Origin of the sequence: Streptomyces sp. NPDC005820 (assembly GCF_040630255.1) — a bacterium.
GTDB lineage: Bacteria > Actinomycetota > Actinomycetes > Streptomycetales > Streptomycetaceae > Streptomyces.
In genome coordinates this window covers 83,210-98,147 of sequence record NZ_JBEXXE010000013.1, presented here as the reverse complement: position 1 = coordinate 98,147, position 14,938 = coordinate 83,210, and the positions used below count along the sequence as shown (strand labels likewise).

Sequence of the window (14,938 nt, the reverse complement as noted above, 5' to 3'; positions counted from 1 at the left end):
TCGTCTTCCTGACGATAAACACACCCTTCGCCGGACGCATCGATGGCTGATCCACTCCGGTACGGCGGCGCTGTCACCGGTCGGGCCCGGGGCCCGCCGTGTTCCTCGTCATCCGAGGTCACACTCCCAATTGCAGTCTTTCGGCCGCTTCCTCGACCATGGCGAGACCGAGTCGGCTGACCCGTACGGAAAAGGGCTCGCCCGCGACCCGCAGTCCGGTCAGGCCGATCTCGCCCAGGGGCGCGCCGCGCTGGGGGCGCAGGGTGATCGTCCCGGCGGGTGCGTCGGGCCGGATGCCGACCGGAGTCGTCAGCAGCAGGATCCCGGCGGCAGCGGAGGTGGCGGCCGGACGGCAGGCGGCCGGGTGGGGCACAGGGGCACCTCCTTCGGTGCGCTGCTCCCCGGCGTACATCTCCGGCAGGCGATGCCCGAAGGCCTCGGCCGCCGCCAGTACCCCGCCCAGCAGCACGCCGGCCTCCTTCTCGTAGCCCGCGGCGGCCAGTCCGGCGACGGCGATCGCCGTCTCGTGGACCCGTACGGCGCCGCCGCGATGGCCGAACGGGTTGTGGCCCGCCTCTTTGGCGCTCATGCCCCGCAGGCCCCAGCCCGAGTCCATCGCGGGGCTGCCGAGCAGCCGGGCCAGGCTTTCTGTCTGCACCTTGTCGAGCAGTCCGGGGGCCATGGCACCGCCTCCGAGCAGGCCGGTGTCGAGGAGGTGGACCGCTGTGGCACCCAGGTGGGGCACCGGTCGCCCTTCCGGGGTGAGCGCGGCCGGGGGCCTGCCGCCGCCCCGGTCGTCGAGCCAGAAGTCGCGCCGGAAGACGGCCCGCAGTCTCCGCGCCCACTCCCGCAGCCAGTCGGCGTCGCCGCTCGCCCTGCCGCAGCCGTCGAGCAGATCGGCGCCGAGCAGGGCCGCGCGATGGGCATGCGCCTGGGTCTCGCAGCGGACGGGCCCGCTGGGCTGCGGGTCGCGCAGATAGGTCCCCTCCCCCACGGCGGTCCGCAGCCAGGTCAGGCAGCGCTCGGCGGTCGGCAGCAGTTCCTCCGTGTCCCTGTCGGGCAGCCCCCAGCGGCGGGCCTCGGCGAGGAGCACCGGGAAGAGCAGGGTGGCCTCCGTGCCGGTGCAGCCCGGCGGCAGATGGGCGCCCGCGTCCCGTCGGGGGCCGGGGATCATGCCGTGGCGCGGTCCCGGTCGTGCGATCTGGGCGCGGGCCAGGGTGCGCAGCGTGCCCGCGGCGAGCCGGGTCCCGAGGGGCAGGGTCATGCGGGCCGCGGCGAGTGCCTCGACCGGGGCCAGACCGCAGCGCCACGGCGCCCCCGCGGCGAGGTGGGCGTCGGCGGGGTGGGCGGGGTCGCGCACCAGCAGCGCCTGGAGATCCTCGACGCTCGTGGCCATGAGCGCCGCCACACGCGGGTCGTCCCCCGTCGCACGGGCGGGCGCGAGGGGACTCGTGGCCGCGCGGCCGACGGCCCGGACCGGGCCCGCGCCTTCCGGCCGGACCCTCAGTTCCACACGGACGCTGCCGCCGGGAGGCAGGTCGAAGTCCCAGCGCAGCAGTCCCGCGGAGGCGATCGCGTCGGAGGGCGGCGGATCGGCGGTGACGTATGAGGTGCCTGCGGGGGATGACCAGCACAAACCGGAGTCGCGGACATGGGCGGGAAGCTCCGGGCCCACGGCGCCGGCGGCGATCGCCCCGATGTCGGCGAGATCGGTGCCCAGCGCCACCTCGACCGGGAGCCGCAGGGGCCGTGCGGCGGCGCTGCGCAGCGTGATCCGTTCCGTGCCGTCCGCGCGGCGGATCCGCTCGACGACGACATCCGGATCGGGGCCGCCGTGCGGTGTGACGCGCAGCGTGGCGGTGAAGTGGGCCCGGTCGGCCGAGGTCATCCGCGCCTGCACCCCGAGCGGTTCACGACCGGCCACCCGCACCTGGCAGCGCGACAGGATGCGTCTGCCGGCCCGGTAGAAGCCTTCCAGCCCGTGCCCGGTCAGCTGTCCCTGTTCGGTGGAGATGGCGAGGCCCGGCAGGGCGACACAGATCATCGCGGTGTGGGTGGGTGGCAGCTCTCCTGAGCGCCTTGTAGCGGCCGGGGGTGTGACCGGTGCCGCGCCGCCGGGCGGGCGGGGAGACGGGCGGCGCGGGGCGGCGATGGGCGGGAGGGCTGAACTGCCGGTGGACATGTCAGGGGTGGTCCGGCCCTGGCCGCTGAAGGTGCCCGCGGTGTCCTCTGCCCCTTGGGCGGGCGAGGCGCGTCGGGCGGTGGAGGGCGGAGTCGGCTGGTGCATGCGGTGACTTCCTCTGCTCTCTGTGCGCCTCGGACAGGGGCGTGGCCGGTGGCGGGCCTCCGGCGATGCGGGTGCGCGGTGGCGGTACGTTCGGTGCGGATCTACCGCCACTCAGGTGAACGGGGCGGGACTCTCCCAGGTCACGGCCTTGGCGTACGGACCCCACCGATCGGCGGTGGGGTCGGGCGCGCCGGCACGTGGGCGGGAAGGCGGGAGGGGCCGCCGCCGTCAACGCCTCGATGCCGGTTCACCCCTTCCCCTTGGTGTCGTCCCCGTCGGCCCGCACGCCTTCAGCGCAGGCTCCTCGGCGCCGGGCGGGAGGCTTCCCCGTGGCGCGCGGGCGTGACCCGCCCCTGCTCGCGGCGGCGGGACGCGTCGAGGGCGTCCGGGGGCGTCCCACGTTCGCGCCCGGCAGACGCTGCGTCCGCGCGCTGTCCGACGCGCCGTTCTCGTCCCTCGAGGCGGCCCGGTCGGCCCTGGAGGCGGCCCGGTCGGCCGCCTCTCGTGTCTGCGATGCGCGTGCCTGGCGCCCCTCGCGCTCCGAGCGCAGACAACGACGTACCGATTCCGGGTCGAGCCCCTCGTTGCAGGCCTGGTGCAACAGGCGGGCGAAGAGATAGTCGGGGTCCGCGCCCAAAGCCATGGCGAGGGCCTCGCGGGCCTCGAGTTCGTCGCCGCCGGACCAGGCGACCCAGCCGGCGAGGGTGAGCGGCGCCGCGGCGTGTTCGCCGTAGGGACCGACGCAGCGGCGGGCCAGTGCCCGCCACAGGCGCAGGGCGGGCGCCGCCTCGTCGCCCTCCATCCATTCCGCCGCCCGATCACGCGTCACCCGGTCCTGGAGGCCGAGAATCAGAGCGGCGGCTTCGTCGCAACCGAGCAGTGCGTCGTCCCTGCGGTCCGCTTCGGCGTTGCCCAGCACGACGGGTGCTTCGGCGAAGCGCCCCATGATCCGTCCGGCCCGTTCGATCGTCTCCTCGGCGACGACCGCACGGTCCACGTCGTCGATCATCCTCGTGACCAGCGCGCTGTTCGCCTTGTCCAGGGCGACTTCCTGCTCCAGCGCGACGCCCGTCTCCAGGGGCAGCAGCCGGGCGCGCAGCTCGCGCAGGGTGCCCCGGACCTGGATTCCGGCGTAGGTCGCTGCCGCGGCCAGCACGGAGGTGCCGGGCAGGCCCATGGACGTCCCCTCGACCGGGCAGCAGCCCTCTCGGGCGCAGCAGTAGGACCAGAATCGGCCGTCGGAGATGCACAGCGCCTCGATGACCGGCGCGTCGAGCGTCCCGCAGGCGACCCGCAGGGCGCGGGCCAAGGGCTCCAGTCGCGCCATGACCTCGCGGCCCGTCTCGCCCTCCGCGGGATCCTGGCAGAGGTAGGCGACCATCTGCGCCGGGCGGGCGCCACGCCGTTCGCTTCCCTTCACCAGCCCTTCCGCGAGCTGCTGGGCGACGGCGGACCAGTCGTCCGGGTGTGCGGGGATGCCGAGCCTGGCCCGGCCGCCGAACCGGCCCCGGCCGCCCCGGCCGCCGAGGGCGACCAGCACGATGCTGTCCTCAGGGCGGTATCCGAGCAGGTAGGGCAGGGCGTCGGCGAGTTCGCCCGGGGTGCGCAGGGTGACGTGGTGGGCGGCGGACTCGCCGTCGTAGGGCGTGCTCGCGTCGTAGGGCGTGTGGCTGATGTACGCCAAGGGGCCGTCGTACGGGTGCTCTCGATCGCGGTCCGGATGCTCGCCGCCGTCCCACGGATGCTGCTCGCCGTCGTCGAAGGGGCGCCCGCCGTCGTCGTACGGCGGCCTGCCGTCGTCGGCGTACCCGTCGCCGTGGAGAGTCGTGTCGCCCTGCCCGGGGGCGTCAGCGTAAGGGGACGGGTCGCCGTGAGCGGGTCGGCCGTCGTGGGACATGGGCCCGTCGAGCTCGTCGCGTCCGGAAATGTCACCGTTGTCGAAGGAGCCGGTCGTTTCGCTGTGGTTCGTCATGCCTCGACGATCTCGCGGATTGCGACCCTCCGCTTCGACCTGTGGATAAGTCCGACCAGGGACACGTCAATCGGGCGTTCCGGTGGGTTCCGGGAGCCGCTCGGACCCGGTCTGTCAGAGCCGTCCTGTTGTATGGGAGTCATGGAGCACACGAGCAACGCGGATCTCCGGGCGGACGCCGACACCGTTCTCGCCCGCCTCGTCGGCGACGCCACGGGCGCGGCCAGACTGCGCGAGGACCAGTGGCGGGCCATCGAGGCGCTGGTCGCCGACCGGCGGCGGGCCCTGGTCGTGCAGCGGACGGGGTGGGGCAAGTCCGCGGTCTACTTCGTGGCGACCTCGCTGCTGCGCGCCCGTGGCTCCGGCCCCACCGTGATCGTCTCGCCGCTGCTCGCCCTGATGCGCAACCAGGTCGAGGCCGCTGCCAGGGCCGGCATTCACGCACGGACCATCAACTCCTCGAACACGGAGGAGTGGGAGACCGTCCAGGCCGAGATCGCCTCGGGCGAGGTCGATGTCCTGCTGGTCAGTCCGGAGCGGCTCAACAACCCGGACTTCCGTGACCAGGTGCTGCCCGAACTGGCCGCCGCGACCGGACTGCTCGTGGTGGACGAGGCGCACTGCATCTCCGACTGGGGGCACGACTTCCGGCCGGACTACCGTCGGCTGCGGACGATGCTCACCGATCTCCCGCCCGGGGTGCCGGTGCTCGCGACGACCGCGACGGCCAACGCGCGCGTGACCGCCGACGTAGCCGAACAGCTGGGAACGGGCGGCGCGTCGGACGCCTTGGTGCTGCGCGGCCCGCTGGACCGGGAGAGCCTCAGCCTGAGCGTGCTGCGGCTCCCCGACGCCGCGCACCGGATGGCCTGGCTCGCCGACCATCTGGACGACCTGCCGGGCTCGGGAATCATCTACACGCTCACCGTGGCCGCCGCCGAGGAGGTCACCGCCTTCCTGCGGCAGCGCGGGCACATCGTCGCCTCGTACACGGGCCGGACGGAGAACGCCGACCGGCAGCAGGCCGAGGAGGACCTGCTGGCCAACAAGGTCAAGGCCCTGGTGGCCACCTCCGCGCTCGGGATGGGTTTCGACAAGCCCGACCTGGGCTTCGTCGTGCACCTCGGCTCGCCCTCCTCCCCCATCGCCTACTACCAGCAGGTGGGCCGCGCCGGCCGTGGTGTCGAGCACGCCGAGGTGCTCCTGCTGCCGGGGAGGGAGGACGAGGCGATCTGGGAGTACTTCGCGTCGCTGGCGTTCCCGCCCGAGGAACTGGTGCGCCGCACTCTGGACGTCCTCGCGCGCGCGGAGCGGCCCCTGTCGCTGCCCGCGCTGGAGCCGCTGGTCGAGCTGCGCCGCTCCCGTCTGGAGACCATGCTCAAAGTGCTGGACGTGGACGGCGCGGTGCAGCGCGTCAAGGGCGGCTGGACCGCGACCGGCCGGCCGTGGACGTACGAGACCGAGCGGTACGAGTGGGTCGCGCGGCAGCGCAAGGCGGAGCAGGAGGCGATGCGCGGGTACGCGTCGACGACCGACTGCCGGATGGAGTTCCTCCAGCGTCAACTCGACGACGACGGCGCCAAGCCGTGCGGACGGTGCGACAACTGCGCGGGGGCCCGCTACGCCGCCGAGACGTCCTCGGCCGCACTGGACGCCGCGCGCGTGGATCTGGGGCGTGCCGGGGTCGAGGTGGAGCCGCGCCGGATGTGGCCGACCGGCCTCCCCTCGATCGGCATGAATCTCAAGGGGCGCATTCCGGCCGGGGAACAGGCGCAGCCGGGGCGGGCTCTGGGGCGTCTCTCGGACATCGGCTGGGGCAATCGGCTTCGTCCGCTGCTGGCCGCGCAGGCATCTGACGGCCCGGTACCGGACGACGTGGCGAAGGCAGTGGTGGGCGTACTGGCCGACTGGGCAAAGGGGCCCGGCGGTTGGGCTTCGGGAGTCTCCGACGCCGTGCCTCGCCCGGTCGGCGTGGTCACCGTCGCCTCCCGTACGCGGCCTCGGCTGATCGAGTCGCTGGGTGCGCGGATCGCCGAGGTCGGGCGGCTGCCGCTGCTGGGAACGGTCGAGTACGCAGCCGACGCGGCGTCGGTCTCACGCAGCAACAGCGCCCAACGACTGAAGGCCCTCCACGGTCTGCTGGAGGTGCCGCCCGCGCTCGCTTCGGCGCTGGCCGAGGCCCGGGGGCCGGTCCTGCTTGTGGACGACTACACCGAGACCGGCTGGACCCTGGCGGTCGCGGCGCGCATGCTGCGGCGCTCGGGTGCGCGAGGGGTGTTGCCCCTGGTGCTGGCTGTACAAGGTTGATCACGCAGCGGGTGCGGCATGGATGTGTGCGGCCGTCTCACGCGTTCGCCCATGAATCACTGGGTAGGGATATAAGACACACACTGCCCTATAACGGTCTGTGGCCCCAATTGCTCGTTGCCGCATCCAAGTTCGACAGGAAGAATTGAGGTCCGCTCCCCGCACGGCTCGCCCGTAGTCCGGTAGGGCTCTGCTGCGGCGTGCGCTCCCCCCAATCCGACCCGCCCGCAGTGTGGGCCGTAGCCGAAGGGAGGATCGTGACCCTCGGATTCGCTCCGTCTTCGGCAGCATCGTTGTCCTCGTCCACGTCCGCCGCTTCCGCCAATCGTCTGCTCGAACCCGCGGAGTGGTCCGCGGCCGGCATCCCTTTGCTGCGCAACCCGCGCGAAGTGGTCAGCGGGCTGCACTCGCGGCACCGGCCCGGGCCGGCCACCGCGATCGTGGCCGTGCTCGATCCCGACGAACGGGTGCGGGCCAGTGCGTCTTTCACCCGACGTCAGGCACCTGCCGACGGCTGGATGTTCCGTAACGCGCTGCTGGCCCAGCTGCGCCGCGTCATCCCGCACGACCTGCGGCGGCGCACGCCGGTGCGGACCGCGGTGCTGCTCTACTGCCGTGAGGGCGACGCGCGCTGGACGGAGGAGGACGGTGCGTGGATGTGGGGCCTGCGTGACGCATGCACACTGCACGGGCTGCGCTGCGGGGCGTACATCACGCTGACCCGGGACGGCTGGCAGGTGCTCGGGGAGGGCCGTGGAGGCCGTCGCCCGAACACGGATTCCGCCCCGGAACCCTTCGGCCTGTCCGAGGCGCCGCCTCCGCTGCCGCGTACCGGCGGGGCCGTCTCGGAGGTCCTGCGCCGCGCGGCCGCCCGCTGAACGCATCAGCGGGTACGGCCGCCCCGACGGCCCCCGGATTCGCTGGCGGCGGGCCTCCTGCACAGCGCTGCTCAGCACCGGTCCTGCTCACCCCAGGCCTGAACGGCAACCGGCCGTTGGGGCAGTCCGCGCCCGCCGCCACACCCCATGCCGTGAGGTGACCTGCGGGCCCTCGGCGGACCCCAGACCCCGCAGGGCGAGGCGTCCGTGGCCGAGGGGCCCGTCAGGGCGGCGGGCGTCCGGACCCCCGGGCATGCCGAGGCGCGCGCGCCGAGACTCACGTCGTCCGCGCACGCGGAAGCACACCGTGGAGGTGCCGCGGCAACGAGGCCTGCCCGGCCCCGGCGCCTCCTGGTCTACCGGGTTCGGCTCAGACTCCCGCGCCGAGCACCGCGTTGATCTGCTGCGGGTCTCCGCAGACGATCAGCAGCGAGCCGGCTCGGGAACGAGCCAGCGGCAGAGCCGCGGCGGCGGTCTCCGGACCACCGTTGACGGCGACCACGACGACGGGCCGCACGGCTGCACGGCCCGCAGCAGCGCCATCGGCGTAGAAGACGTCGTCTCCGGCGTCGTGCTGCGCCCAGTAGGACGCCTCGCCGAAGGACAGTTCATGGACGGCCCAGGGGTGCTGGTCACCGGTGGTGATCACCAGTACGTCACCTGGGGTGCGCCCCGAGTCCAGGAGCAGGTCCACGGCCTCCTCGGCTGCGTCCAGCGCACCCTGGGCCGAGGCCGGGATCAGCTGGATCTGGGGAGTCGCCGAAGCGGGCGCGGGAGTGGCCGGGGCCGAGGGCCCGGGCTTGGGGGCGGCGTCACGCGGGGTGCGCTGCACCGGCGGCGCGGGCCGGAGGGGGCCGGGACGACCGGGACGCGACGGAGCCGCGGGACGGGGGCCGGGTACGGGTCGAGGGGTCGGCGCTGTACGGCCGCTGGCCGGAGTGGCGCGGGGACCCTGGGCACTCTCGTGAATCTGAGGCTCCTCGGGAATGAGAGGCATGGGCTGATATTTATCAAACGTTGGTACGGCTCGCGCCAGCGGGTGGCACATCAGTGCGAGCGGAATCGTCAGAAGTCGAAGCCGAGCTGACCCTCGATCTCCGGAACGCTTCCGTCCGCCCAGCTGCGGGCCTTCTTGAGGTGCCGCCACTGGGGCAGCGCATCAAGATACGCCCACGACAACCGGTGGTACGGGGTGGGGCCCCGCTCCTCCAGTGCGGCCTTGTGCACGGGCGACGGATACCCGGCATTGTCCGCAAAACCGAAGTGTGCATGGTCGACACCCAGTTCGGCCATCATTTTGTCGCGCTGAACCTTGGCGATCACCGAGGCCGCCGCGACCGCCACACACGAACGGTCGCCCTTGATGACCGTACGGACCTGCCACGGGGAACCGAGGTAGTCGTGCTTCCCGTCGAGGATCACCGCGTCGGGCCGCACCGGCAGCGCCTCCAGCGCCCGCCCGGCCGCGAGCCGCAGCGCGGCCGTCATCCCCAGGTCGTCGATCTCCTCAGGGGAGGCGTGCCCCAGGGCGTAGGCCGTCACCCACGTCCGCAGCACCTCGGCCAGCTCGGTGCGCCGTTTGAGCGTGAGGAGCTTGGAGTCGGTGAGACCGGCGGGCGGGCGACGCAGTCCGGTGACCGCCGCGCAGACGGTGACGGGACCGGCCCACGCGCCACGGCCCACCTCGTCGACACCGGCAATGACCTTCGCTCCGGTCGTTGCGCGGAGGGAGCGCTCGACGGTGTGGGTGGGTGGTTCGTACGGCATGGCGCCCTTAGGGTACGCCGCCGAGATCCCCTCGCGACACCCCCGTTCGCCCTGACCGCCCGTCCGCCGCCGGCAGCCCTGTCCGCGCCGCGGTCAGGAGGCGTCCGGACGCAGCAGCGGAAGCATGAGCTGGTCGATCATCTCTTCAAGATCCTGATCGCTCCATTCACTTCCGCACATCTTGGATCGGTACATCATCATGGCCGGAATGGCGTCGAAGACATAGCCGTTCGCAGCTCCGGGCCGCACCTCTCCCCTCTCGATTCCCCGGCTGATGACCTCATGCAGTATGCGGACGGCCGGCACCACGACACCCTGCACGATCAGCGCCCGGAAGCGCTCCGACTGCGATGGATCGCATTCGTGAATGATCGCACGCAGTGCGAAGCCGGGGCGCGAGAACATCGCGTCCCGCGCCGTCCGGCACAGCGCCACCAGGTCCTCACGCACATTCCCGAGATCGGGCGCCGCGTCCAGCCGGGGCAGCTCGGCGCTCAGTGCGTCGGCGACGAGATCCTCCTTGGAAGGCCAGCGACGGTAGAGGGCAGCCTTTCCGGTCTGGGCCCCGGCGGCGACTCCCTCCATCGTGAGGCCGTTCCAGCCGACGGTGCCGAGTTGTTCCAGCGCGGCATCGAGGATCGCGCGTTCGAGCACGGCGCCGCGCCGACGGGGGGAGGCCGTGCGGGCCGGTGCGGCCGTCCAGCGCGAAGTAACCATCCGAGTGTCTCCAGGCGAGCAGAGGGGGCGGGGAGGGCGAAGCGGTGCGGGGTGCGGTCGCGGCAACAGCGGGGGACGTGCCGACGGACACCCGGAAAGTGAACGCTTGCGTTCACTACTGGGGACTCACTACCGTGGACGCGAGAGTGAACGCGAGCGTTCACTAACGCAGTTGTGGGGGACCCATAGTGACAACCTCTCAGTTGATTCAGAACCAGAAACCAGGTGCGGCCCGCCGGGAGGGGCATCCCGGCATCGCGCTCACCGTCATCGCGGCCTGCCAACTCATGGTGGTACTCGACGCGACGATTGTGAACATCGCACTCCCGCACATTCAAGACGCGCTGAAGTTCAGCACCACCGACCTCACCTGGGTCGTCAGCGCCTACACACTCACCTTCGGCGGTCTGCTCCTGCTCGGCGCCCGAGCAGGAGACATCCTCGGCCGGCGCCGGGTGTTCATCACCGGAATCCTGCTCTTCACCTTCGCCTCGCTGCTCGGCGGACTGGCCCAGGAGCCCTGGCAGTTGCTGGCGGCGCGGGTCCTGCAGGGCATGGGAGGCGCCATAGCCTCGCCCACCGCGCTGGCGCTCATCACCACGACGTTTCCCGAAGGCCCGGAACGCAACCGGGCCTTCGGTGTCTTCGCCGCCGTCTCCGCGGGCGGCGGCGCGATAGGCCTGCTCGCGGGCGGCATGCTCACCGAATGGCTCGACTGGCGTTGGGTGCTGTTCGTCAACGTGCCCATCGGTGTGCTGATCGCCGCCCTGGCGCCGCTCTACATCGCCGAGTCGGAACGGCACCCCGGGCGCTTCGACATCGCGGGCGCGGTCACCTCGACGGCCGGTATGGCCTCGCTGGTCTACGCGTTCATCCGGGCCGCCGGGGAAGGCTGGCGGGATGGTCTGACCCTCGCAGCCTTCGCGACCGCCCTGGTCCTGCTGCTGGCCTTCGTGTTCACCGAGATGCGGGCCAAGGAGCCGATCACTCCGCTGAAGATGTTCACCGACCGCAACCGCTCCGGCACGTACATGATCATGCTGAGCCTGGCCGCGGCGATGTTCGGCATGTTCTTCTACATCGTCCTCTTCGTGCAGAACGTGCTCGGCTACAGCCCGATCAAGGCAGGGCTCGCCTTCCTGCCCGTCACGGTCGCGATCGCGGTCGGCGCGGGCCTGTCCCAGCGCTTCCTGCCCGCTCTGGGCCCCAAGCCGTTCATGCTCGCCGGGGCCACGCTGGTCGTGACCGGCCTGTCCTGGCAGACGTTCATCAGCCCCGACAGCTCCTATCTGGGTGGAGTGCTGGGCCCCATGCTGGTGTTCGGCTTCGGCATGGGCCTGAACTTCGTGACGGCGACCGTCACCGCCGTCTCCGGTGTCGCCCCGCACGAAGCCGGCGCCGCGTCCGGGCTGCTCAACGCCACCCAGCAGGTGGGAGGTTCGCTGGGGCTGTCCATCCTGACCACGGTCTTCGGCTCGGCCAGCAAGGACGAGGCGGAGAAGCAGCTGCCCCACTTCCTCGCCGACGGAACGGCCGAGCAGAAGGCCGAGTTCGCCAGGACGCATCAGCTGCCCGCTCCCTGGGGACACGAGGTTCTCGCCCACGGCATCTCCACGGCCTTCGTCCCGGCCGCCGCGATAGCCTCCCTGGCCCTGATCACGGCCTGGTTCGTGATCAGGGTCCGCAAGAGCGATCTGGACGCCCTGTCCGGGGCGGCGGGGCCCATGGCGGGGTGAGGCGTGCGGATGGCCCGGAGTCGCCGCGAGCGCAGCCCACAGGGGCGGCTCCACGGCCATCCGCAGTGCACCGACGGCCCACCATGCCGACCCGGCCGTCAGCGCGAACAAGACGAACCACATGACCACCACCCCCTGCACAGCCGCTCCCCGTCACCCGCCCGTGCCTTCACACGCCGCACGGCGGATGACCGGACAACGCCCGATCGGTCACGCAGAGTTCCCGATGAACACGGAGAGTTTCACCGGAGGGGACGGGGGGTGGGAATCCGGTCAGGCGGGCGCGACGACCCACCCCGGCAGCGCCTCCACCTGCTCCGCCCACGCGGCCGGAGGCGGGCCGGTCTTCCCGGCGGCCAGCACGCCGCCCACGATGGCGCAGGTGGTGTCGACGTCCCCGCCGACCTGCGCGGTCGTCCAGAACGCCGTCTCGTAGTCGCCGAGGGCGCGCGCAGCCGACCAGAGCGCGAAGGGAACGGTGTCATGGGCGGACGTACGGCGTCCGCAGCCCAGCACGGCCGCGACCGTGCCCGCGTCGCCGTAGTCGAGCATGTCCCTGGCGCGCCGCAGGCCGGCGCCGACGGCGCTCTTGGGCACGAGGGCGATGACACCGTCCAGCAGCGCCTCGGGGCGGGGCGGGCCGCCGGGCGCGCCAACCAGCGCGGCAGCCGCGGCGACGGCCATGGCACCGACCACGGCCTCCCGGTGCTGATGCGTGGGATAGGAGGAGATCTCCGCCTGGTGGGTGGCCTGCTCGGGGTCGTCCGCGTACCAGGCGCCCAGCGGGGCGATCCGCATCGCGGCGCCGTTGCCCCAGGAGCCCTGTCCCTTGAACAGGGCTGCCGACAGTTCGCGCCAGTCGGCGCCCTCCCGGACCAGCCGCAGCAGGCGGTTGACCGCGGGGCCGTAGCCGCGGTCGAAGTCGTGGTGCTCCGCGAAGGAGTGGGCCAGGGCGTCCTGGTCGATGCGGTGATGGGAGGCCAGGACGGCCACCACCGAGCAGGCCATCTCGGTGTCGTCGGTCCATTGCCAGGGGCCGGGCGGGAGTGCGCGGTCCTTCAGCAGCGGGTAGTTCGCGGGCACGAAGAACTGTGACCCGAGGGCGTCGCCCACCGCGAGGCCACGCAGGCTGGCGAGGGCGCGCTCCAGGCGCCCGTCGGGAGAGGAGTCAGCGGTCATCGCTCTGCCACTCTAGCCGGTGATCCCGTAGGGCTCCGGATCTCGCCAGCGGCCGAAGGGCCGGTCAAGGGTGTACTTGCCGTCGTCCCCGAGAACGAGCATGCGCATCTCGGCGTTCCCCGGATTCGACAGCGACTCGAATTCGGCGACCGTCCAGTGGAACCAGCGCATGCAGAACAGCCGCATGGCGAGGCCGTGGGTCACGATGAGCACGTTCGGCGGATGGTCGGGCGCCTCGAAGCTGCGGAACAGGCTCTCCAGGAAGCCGCCGACCCGGTCGTACACGTCGGCTCCGCTCTCGCCCTGTGCGAAACGGTAGAAGAAGTGCCCGTAGGCGTCCCGGTAGGCCTTCTGCAGCCGTACGTCGTCACGGTCCTGCCAGTTTCCCCAGTCCTGCTCGCGCAGCCGGGGCTCCTCGCGCACCCTGATGCGGTCGGGATCGAGATGGAAGGCCCGGAGGGTCTCGTGGGTGCGGCGGTAGGGGGAGACGTACACGCTGACCCGCTCGTCGCCGAGCACCTCCCGGAGCCTTTTGCCGGTCTCCTCGGCCTGCCGCCGGCCCCGGTCGGTGAGGGCCAGCGCGTGGTCGGGTTCACGCTCGTAGACGGTGTCATCAACATTGCCCGTTGATTCCCCGTGCCGGACAAGGACGATGCGCCGTGGTCGTGCCATGCCAAAACCCTAGATCGGGATGCGGCCGATCGAATACTCGTACGGCGCCCATACAGCGTAGGTCACACGGATCGAGCACCACACGTCACAAGAGGGCACACCTTCCACCGCAAGCGGTCAGGGCCCGTGCTCATACGGTCCAGGTCGTCTCCAGTTCGACGATGTCCCCGGTGAGGGCGGCGATGTCCGCCTCCGTCTGGGCGCGCAGGGCGAGCCGCTCCACGCGTTCGGTGCGGTACTTTCCGTGCTCGGCCTCGGAACGCCACATCGACAGGACCATGAACTCGTGGCCGGGCGCCTCGGCGAACAGTCCGCGGATCATGCCGGGCGAGCCGGCCATGGCCGGGTTCCACACCTTCTCCTGCATGAGGGTGAAGTGTTCGGCGCGCTCCTCGTGCACCCGGCACAGGGCCACGCGCAGCAGGTCGGAGTCGGTGAAGCGGGGCTCAAAGCCGGTCTTCACGTCGAAGCGGTAGTCGAACAGCCGTACCTGGGCGTCCTTGAACGTGCCCGCCTGGGCCGCGGCCAGCCGGTCATGGGAACGCGCCATGAAAGAGTCGTAGAAGGCACGGCTCTCCCAGAAGGCGAAGACATGCGCGACGGAGGGCCGACTCCTGCTCCAGCCCCCGCCTTGTCCCCGAAATCCCGGCTCCCCCAGAAGCCCCGCCCACTTTCGCTGCCCCCGTTCGAAACCGCGGCGGTCCACCACGGTGCAGCGAATCCACTTGACCAGCACCGCGCCATGGTAAGGCCACAGGGCGTGGCGTCGGTCACTCTCTGGCGCAGAGCAGCCATGCCGTGGGCCACGCGCGCGTGGCAGGATGGACAACCGGCCCTGATGATCGGGCAGTTCGGGGCGAGGTCAGACGGTGAACGGGGAGGGAAGTCCGTGAGCGGCATCAACAAGGGGATCCGCAAGATCGAGATGGCGCTGAAGTGGGACCCGAGTCCGGCGGGGCAACCCGCCACCGATCTGGACATCGTCGCCGCGACGTACCTCGCGAGCGATCCGTCCGGGGCGCCCGCCTATGTGGTGCACTTCGACAGCCGCTCGCCCGACGGCACCATCTATCTCAACCGGGACAGCAAGGACGGCAAGGGGTTCGGCTGGGACGAGGTCATGACGCTGGAGCTCGAGCGGCTGGACGCGCGGTACGCGCGCGTGGTGGTCGGTGTCGTCATCCAGCAGCATCCGGCGCACCGCACGTTCGTCAGCGTCCTCAACCCCGCCTTCCGGATACGGGAGGGCTACACGGTTCTGGACGAGGACGAATTCGGTGCTGTGCTCGGGGCGACCGCGGCGACGGTCGGGGAGTTCGTCCGTGAGTCCGACGGCTGGACGTTCCACCCGGGGGTCCAGGGGTTCGAGGACGACCCGGTGGCGTTCACCAGGGTCATGGGCCAGGTGCGCCAGTCCTGACCT

Annotated in this window: 12 protein-coding genes; 4 read left to right on the top strand and 8 right to left on the bottom strand. The window is 71.8% G+C overall.

The window, feature by feature from the left end:
* Positions 1–118 precede the first annotated feature (118 nt).
* Complete coding sequence (locus ABZ464_RS17925; protein WP_359277970.1) at positions 119–2,044, bottom strand: glycogen debranching N-terminal domain-containing protein; 1,926 nt, start codon at positions 2,042–2,044, stop codon at positions 119–121.
* A 490-nt stretch (positions 2,045–2,534) separates the two neighbouring features.
* A complete protein-coding gene (locus ABZ464_RS17920; RefSeq protein ID WP_359277633.1) occupies positions 2,535–4,259 on the bottom strand; it encodes a DUF4192 domain-containing protein in 1,725 nt (574 codons plus the stop codon).
* Between the two features lie 141 nt (positions 4,260–4,400).
* Here ABZ464_RS17920 and ABZ464_RS17915 point away from each other — a divergent pair, with 141 nt between their 5' ends.
* Positions 4,401–6,566 (top strand): RecQ family ATP-dependent DNA helicase, encoded by a 2,166-nt coding sequence (locus tag ABZ464_RS17915; RefSeq protein ID WP_359277630.1) that lies wholly within the window; start codon positions 4,401–4,403, stop codon positions 6,564–6,566.
* A gap of 257 nt (positions 6,567–6,823) precedes the next feature.
* Positions 6,824–7,444 carry a hypothetical protein gene (locus tag ABZ464_RS17910; RefSeq protein WP_359277627.1) on the top strand — a complete coding sequence of 207 codons (621 nt, stop codon included), beginning with the start codon at positions 6,824–6,826 and terminating at the stop codon, positions 7,442–7,444.
* A gap of 370 nt (positions 7,445–7,814) precedes the next feature.
* Here ABZ464_RS17910 and ABZ464_RS17905 read toward each other — a convergent pair whose 3' ends face one another.
* The 3 genes from ABZ464_RS17905 to ABZ464_RS17895 form a co-directional block, all read right to left on the bottom strand.
* Positions 7,815–8,441 carry a hypothetical protein gene (locus ABZ464_RS17905; RefSeq protein ID WP_359277625.1) on the bottom strand — a complete coding sequence of 209 codons (627 nt, stop codon included), beginning with the start codon at positions 8,439–8,441 and terminating at the stop codon, positions 7,815–7,817.
* A gap of 68 nt (positions 8,442–8,509) precedes the next feature.
* A complete protein-coding gene (locus ABZ464_RS17900) occupies positions 8,510–9,211 on the bottom strand; it encodes a ribonuclease HII (RefSeq protein WP_359277623.1) in 702 nt (233 codons plus the stop codon).
* A 93-nt stretch (positions 9,212–9,304) separates the two neighbouring features.
* Entirely contained in the window at positions 9,305–9,928 is a 624-nt protein-coding gene (locus tag ABZ464_RS17895) for a TetR/AcrR family transcriptional regulator (RefSeq protein WP_359277620.1), read from the bottom strand.
* 188 nt (positions 9,929–10,116) lie between these two features.
* On the opposite strand from ABZ464_RS17895, the gene ABZ464_RS17890 reads away from it, so the two are divergent.
* Positions 10,117–11,664: an MFS transporter gene (locus ABZ464_RS17890; protein WP_359277617.1), complete on the top strand. Its 1,548-nt coding sequence runs from the start codon at positions 10,117–10,119 to the stop codon at positions 11,662–11,664.
* A gap of 273 nt (positions 11,665–11,937) precedes the next feature.
* Here the strand turns inward: ABZ464_RS17890 and ABZ464_RS17885 are convergent, their stop codons facing one another.
* The 3 genes from ABZ464_RS17885 to ABZ464_RS17875 all read right to left on the bottom strand — a co-directional run bounded on the left by ABZ464_RS17885 (position 11,938) and on the right by ABZ464_RS17875 (position 14,251).
* Entirely contained in the window at positions 11,938–12,843 is a 906-nt protein-coding gene (locus ABZ464_RS17885) for an ADP-ribosylglycohydrolase family protein (RefSeq protein ID WP_359277614.1), read from the bottom strand.
* A 12-nt stretch (positions 12,844–12,855) separates the two neighbouring features.
* A complete protein-coding gene (locus ABZ464_RS17880; protein WP_359277611.1) occupies positions 12,856–13,515 on the bottom strand; it encodes a histidine phosphatase family protein in 660 nt (219 codons plus the stop codon).
* A gap of 130 nt (positions 13,516–13,645) precedes the next feature.
* Positions 13,646–14,251, bottom strand: a complete 606-nt coding sequence (locus tag ABZ464_RS17875) for a YdbC family protein (RefSeq protein ID WP_359277607.1) — start codon at positions 14,249–14,251, stop codon at positions 13,646–13,648.
* A gap of 153 nt (positions 14,252–14,404) precedes the next feature.
* Here ABZ464_RS17875 and ABZ464_RS17870 point away from each other — a divergent pair, with 153 nt between their 5' ends.
* Positions 14,405–14,935: a TerD family protein gene (locus tag ABZ464_RS17870; protein WP_359277604.1), complete on the top strand. Its 531-nt coding sequence runs from the start codon at positions 14,405–14,407 to the stop codon at positions 14,933–14,935.
* Positions 14,936–14,938: the final 3 nt, after the last annotated feature.

Bases quoted from the DNA above. Each gene is read 5' to 3' on its own strand.
- ABZ464_RS17925 (WP_359277970.1), bottom strand. From the start codon at position 2,044: ATGATCTGTGTCGCCCTGCCGGGCCTCGCCATCTCCACCGAACAGGGA.
- ABZ464_RS17920 (WP_359277633.1), bottom strand. From the start codon at position 4,259: ATGACGAACCACAGCGAAACGACCGGCTCCTTCGACAACGGTGACATT.
- ABZ464_RS17915 (WP_359277630.1), top strand. From the start codon at position 4,401: ATGGAGCACACGAGCAACGCGGATCTCCGGGCGGACGCCGACACCGTT.
- ABZ464_RS17905 (WP_359277625.1), bottom strand. From the start codon at position 8,441: ATGCCTCTCATTCCCGAGGAGCCTCAGATTCACGAGAGTGCCCAGGGT.
- ABZ464_RS17900 (WP_359277623.1), bottom strand. From the start codon at position 9,211: ATGCCGTACGAACCACCCACCCACACCGTCGAGCGCTCCCTCCGCGCA.
- ABZ464_RS17895 (WP_359277620.1), bottom strand. From the start codon at position 9,928: ATGGTTACTTCGCGCTGGACGGCCGCACCGGCCCGCACGGCCTCCCCC.
- ABZ464_RS17885 (WP_359277614.1), bottom strand. From the start codon at position 12,843: ATGACCGCTGACTCCTCTCCCGACGGGCGCCTGGAGCGCGCCCTCGCC.
- ABZ464_RS17880 (WP_359277611.1), bottom strand. From the start codon at position 13,515: ATGGCACGACCACGGCGCATCGTCCTTGTCCGGCACGGGGAATCAACG.